Source organism: Methanosarcina sp. UBA5 (genome assembly GCF_002505485.1).
In the GTDB taxonomy this organism is placed as follows: domain Archaea; phylum Halobacteriota; class Methanosarcinia; order Methanosarcinales; family Methanosarcinaceae; genus Methanosarcina.
Genome location: NZ_DAVG01000119.1, coordinates 1 through 4,091 on the forward strand (window position 1 = coordinate 1; position 4,091 = coordinate 4,091).

The window sequence follows — 4,091 nt, forward strand, 5'->3', positions numbered from 1 at the left end:
AGCAAATTTGTAAACCTAAATATAAAGGAAACGTTGCTAGCCAATATTTACAACAGAAATAAGAATCTTACCCGTTGTTTCTGCAAGCTTTTTGAGATTCTTTATTTTCAATTTTTTAAGATCAAGGATATTATTGTCCCGAAGCAGAGTTTCGAGATACGGATCAATGTCTCACTCGGAAAAAGCACATTTGTGCCCGAATTAATTATTTTTCCGGGCGAGTTCACCGCATATCTCCTTCTTTCCCTCCTCAAACAGGAGTGCGGTCCATATCGAATCCATTCCGAGGTTGTGTTGGGAAATTCCAGTTGATTGACATATGTATTAATTAAACAATTAGGTAATTGAAAAATTGGTAATTGAAAGATCAGTTAATTAAAAGATAGATTCATCCTCGTTATTGCAGGCGACTCTCATACTTTTTCGGTTATAAAGATCCCTTTCCAGTAATTCTGTTTGCCCTATAGTGTCTTCTCCCCATTTCTGTTTAACTGCCTCACTCCACTGAAGTTTACCTTTCCCAATCATAGATTTTGGGATTGCAAAAATGTTTTCTCGTGTTGTTCTTGAAACTCTGGACTTTGACAATTTATACTGATTTGTTTTCGTGTCATATACCATCTGGTGGTCAAGTTTAAATGCGCTCATTATTTCGCAAAATTTACAGTTAACCTGGTTTAATTCTTCTTTTGGATCTTTTCTTTTCCTTCGCTTCATTTTTTCTATTTCAATCTCTTCTTTTCTTATATCTTCCAGATACCATAAACTCTTATCAATTTCACTTTTAAACACAATCATATGCCATTTAAGGGACAGCGAGTATGGTTTTTTTAAAAGTTCGTGCAATTCGACAATCAGATCGGAATCATCTGTCGTACTTTCAATTTCTTCCATTATTTTTTTCATTTTGGCCAGATTTGCCTTCTGTCTTTCCTGACTTGTTACCATAACTACCCACAACATACCAATTTTAATTAAACTGTTATATACGTAATGAATATTTTAAACCTTTGATAGTAGAGAATATAACTTAAATTTAGAAAACATTTGCTCAAGTTTCTCTATATTATATCAGAAATAAGTATATATTAACATATATAACTAAAAATTGATAAGATCGTCTGTAGTACATTCTGGCTTGTCTGGACATTTAAGAGGTGAATTTATAAACAGAGGTATAAGAACAACTGCTATCGGGTTCCTAACAATTGTCGCTGGCATACTCTCGCTAATTAATCCGCTTGCCGGGATCATTATCCAGCCCTGGGTATATGTTTTCTCCTTAATTAGGGGGTGGGATTTCAGCCTTAATAAGCGAACTCAAAATACGGTCTGAGAAATTTTCTTCAGACACGTAATAAAGATAAACTGTTGATCCGCAACCGTCGCGCTGGTTGATCACGCCGACAATAACGTTTTCGCTCAAGCCTTTTTTGAAAAGGCTTGCGGTCAAGCAGTTTTTTGAAAAGGCTTGCTTTTAAGTCCCCACTTTGTTTATATAGTTGAAATATATAAACAGTTTATATGCATAAAGCCACAGCTGTAACCACAGGACTGATTCTTTTATCTTTTATAATTTCAATCTATTTTTACCCGCTTGTACCTGAATCTATGGCAACTCACTGGAATTCCGAGGGAGAAGCAGATGGATATATGTCGAAGTTCTGGGGACTTTTTTTCATGCCATTACTGATGACCGGACTTGCATTATTCTACCTGGCAATTCCCAGAATCGACCCTATGAAGATAAATATATTAAAATTTAAAAAGTATCCGGAAGGATTTGTAATTTTTTTGATTTTCTTTCTACTTGCCGTCCATCTCCAGACACTGCTCTGGAACACAGGCATCCGAATTAACCTCAGTGCCGTGCTTCCTGCAGGCGTGGGAGTTCTGTTTTACTACATAGGGATTCTTATGCAAAATTCAGAGAGAAACTGGTTCCTCGGCATAAGGACTCCCTGGACTCTCAGTAGCGATAACGTCTGGAAGAAAACTAACCAGCTTGGAGGAAAGTTATTCAAGGTCGCAGGAATAGTTGCTGTGCTTGGAGCCTTTTTCCCCAAATTTGAATTAATTTTCATTCTTGGGCCTGCACTTCTTATTGCGGGGTTCATGGTTGTTTACTCATATTTCGAATATCGCAAAGAACTGAAAGAAAATGAACCTCAAATTAAAACTTGAAAAAGAAGATTCCAGGATTTCCTGTAATTTCAAATTTCGAATTTCCCGTTTAATCGGTTTTTTGACTTCTATTTTTATCAGCACTTTTATCTAGCATGTTCTCTTTTGTTTTATTGATTCTTATGGCCGAGGATATAACAAAAGACACCAGTAAAAAAATTGAGAATGGGGATACAATCTCAGTTAATTACGTAGGAAAACTTGAAGATGGCACAATTTTCGATACTTCCTTTAAGGAAGTTGCTATCGAGGCAGGAAAATACAATCAAATGAGAAATTATGAACCCCTTACATTTACGGTCGGCGCAGGTCAGATGATAAAAGGGTTTGATGAGGGTGTTGTCGGTATGCAAGTGGGGGAGGAAAAGAGCATTACAATCCCACCTGATGAAGGGTATGGAGAGTACAGGCAAGAATTCGTAAGAGAGATCCCGGTTGATGCTGTTGATTTTACTCCGGAAGTCGGAATGAGGCTGGCCACGGACAGCGGTCTGACAGGGGCTATAACAAAAGTAAATGAAAACAACTTTGTTGTAGACTTCAACCATGAGCTTGCAGGAAAGACCCTAATTTTCTCAGTCAAAATTGTTTCTGTGGAGGAACAAAAGGGATGAAGACCAGGAAAGAAGCAATTTTCTTCATGGCGATACTGCTCCTGATAAGCACAATTCTTGGTAGCGGATGCACGGGTAACGGGAGCGAGAGAGGAGACAGTAGAGCAGTAAAATCCGGAGATACGATCAAGGTCGATTATACCGGGAAGCTTGAAGACGGCACGGTTTTTGACACTTCAAGAGAAGACGTTGCAAAGCAGGCCGGCATATACGTTGATGGAAGGGAGTACACCCCTCTTACCTTTGTCGTTAGCTCGAAACAGGTAATCCAGGGCTTTGACGAGGGTGTAATCGGAATGAAAGTAGGGGAAGAAAAGACCTTGACGATTCCTCCAGAAAAAGCTTATGGGGAATATAATAAAACCAACGTCCTGGCTGTTCCAATAGAAGAATTAAATCTAACAAACCGATCCAAACTCCCTGAAGTAGGACAAACTCTCATAGATATGTACGGGAACCAGTACAAAGTAATAGCTGTAAACGATACGCATATCACTCTTGATGCTAATCACGAGCTTGCAGGCAAGACCTTGATTTTTGATATAAAACTCATCTCAATAGAATAAATTTAAGTTACTGAAGATCAAATTGAGAGTTATAATATTTCTTCAAAATGTGCATCTTTTCTGTATCCACGTAGATTTTAAGATGACATGGATACTGAAAGGAAAATGCACAGGAGAAAGGGATAATGGAAAATTCTCGTACTGTGAAAAAAGGGGATTACCTTCTTATTGATTACACTGGAAAATTCGAAGACGGAACGGTCTTTGATACCACCTTGAAGGAAAAAGCCCTTGGAGCAGGGATATATGACGAAGAAAAAGAGTACAGACCTTTGTTTTTCATAGCGGACACGCGCCAGGTAATAAAAGGCATTGACAGGGGGGTGCTTGGAATGAAAGAGGGCGAAGAAAAGACCCTCATAATCCCGCCTGGAGACGCCTACGGAGAATCTAAGAGTTATCTTATCCAGAAGATCCCCCTCGCAAGGCTTGAACTCCAGAACCCTCCTGAACCAGGAACGAAAATCATAACACCCGCTGGGAGTGAGGTTAAAGTGCTCAACTCCACGGAAACTTCTGCCACTCTGGACTTTAACCATGAACTTGCAGGCAAAACTCTAGTCCTTGAAATAAAACTGGTCTCGATTGTAAACTGATTCCAGGCCTGCAAAAGCAGGAGGCAAAGTATGGAAAAAGAAGAAAAAGTCATGGTGCTGCTGCTGTTTATGACATTGACTTCTCTTATGATAGCTTATCTCTGCTTTGGATCGGAACTTACAGCTTCTGG

7 protein-coding genes are annotated in these 4,091 nt (G+C 39.0%); 5 read left to right on the forward strand and 2 right to left on the reverse strand.

What is annotated here, in order from left to right:
- A partial coding sequence (locus BP621_RS14980) for a hypothetical protein (RefSeq protein ID WP_292391373.1) occupies positions 1 to 312 on the forward strand: 312 nt, incomplete at its 5' end.
- 63 nt (positions 313 to 375) lie between these two features.
- Here BP621_RS14980 and BP621_RS14985 read toward each other — a convergent pair.
- On the reverse strand, positions 376 to 948 hold the full coding sequence (locus tag BP621_RS14985; protein WP_292391374.1) for a hypothetical protein: 573 nt from the start codon (positions 946 to 948) through the stop codon (positions 376 to 378).
- A gap of 334 nt (positions 949 to 1,282) precedes the next feature.
- On the reverse strand, positions 1,283 to 1,453 hold the full coding sequence (locus BP621_RS14990; RefSeq protein WP_292391375.1) for a hypothetical protein: 171 nt from the start codon (positions 1,451 to 1,453) through the stop codon (positions 1,283 to 1,285).
- A gap of 71 nt (positions 1,454 to 1,524) precedes the next feature.
- On the opposite strand from BP621_RS14990, the gene BP621_RS14995 reads away from it, so the two are divergent.
- The 4 genes from BP621_RS14995 to BP621_RS15010 all read left to right on the forward strand — a co-directional run bounded on the left by BP621_RS14995 (position 1,525) and on the right by BP621_RS15010 (position 3,960).
- Positions 1,525 to 2,184 (forward strand): SdpI family protein, encoded by a 660-nt coding sequence (locus tag BP621_RS14995; RefSeq protein WP_292391377.1) that lies wholly within the window; start codon positions 1,525 to 1,527, stop codon positions 2,182 to 2,184.
- Between the two features lie 95 nt (positions 2,185 to 2,279).
- Positions 2,280 to 2,798, forward strand: coding sequence for an FKBP-type peptidyl-prolyl cis-trans isomerase (locus BP621_RS15000; RefSeq protein WP_292391378.1), 519 nt, complete (start codon positions 2,280 to 2,282; stop codon positions 2,796 to 2,798).
- On the forward strand, positions 2,795 to 3,364 hold the full coding sequence (locus tag BP621_RS15005) for an FKBP-type peptidyl-prolyl cis-trans isomerase (RefSeq protein ID WP_292391380.1): 570 nt from the start codon (positions 2,795 to 2,797) through the stop codon (positions 3,362 to 3,364). Before BP621_RS15000 ends, BP621_RS15005 begins: the two co-directional genes overlap by 4 nt.
- Positions 3,365 to 3,489: 125 nt before the next feature.
- Positions 3,490 to 3,960, forward strand: a complete 471-nt coding sequence (locus BP621_RS15010; protein ID WP_292391381.1) for an FKBP-type peptidyl-prolyl cis-trans isomerase — start codon at positions 3,490 to 3,492, stop codon at positions 3,958 to 3,960.
- Positions 3,961 to 4,091: the final 131 nt, after the last annotated feature.

Bases quoted from the DNA above. Each gene is read 5' to 3' on its own strand.
- BP621_RS15000 (WP_292391378.1), top strand. From the start codon at position 2,280: ATGTTCTCTTTTGTTTTATTGATTCTTATGGCCGAGGATATAACAAAA.
- BP621_RS15005 (WP_292391380.1), top strand. From the start codon at position 2,795: ATGAAGACCAGGAAAGAAGCAATTTTCTTCATGGCGATACTGCTCCTG.
- BP621_RS14985 (WP_292391374.1), bottom strand. From the start codon at position 948: ATGGTAACAAGTCAGGAAAGACAGAAGGCAAATCTGGCCAAAATGAAA.
- BP621_RS14995 (WP_292391377.1), top strand. From the start codon at position 1,525: ATGCATAAAGCCACAGCTGTAACCACAGGACTGATTCTTTTATCTTTT.
- BP621_RS15010 (WP_292391381.1), top strand. From the start codon at position 3,490: ATGGAAAATTCTCGTACTGTGAAAAAAGGGGATTACCTTCTTATTGAT.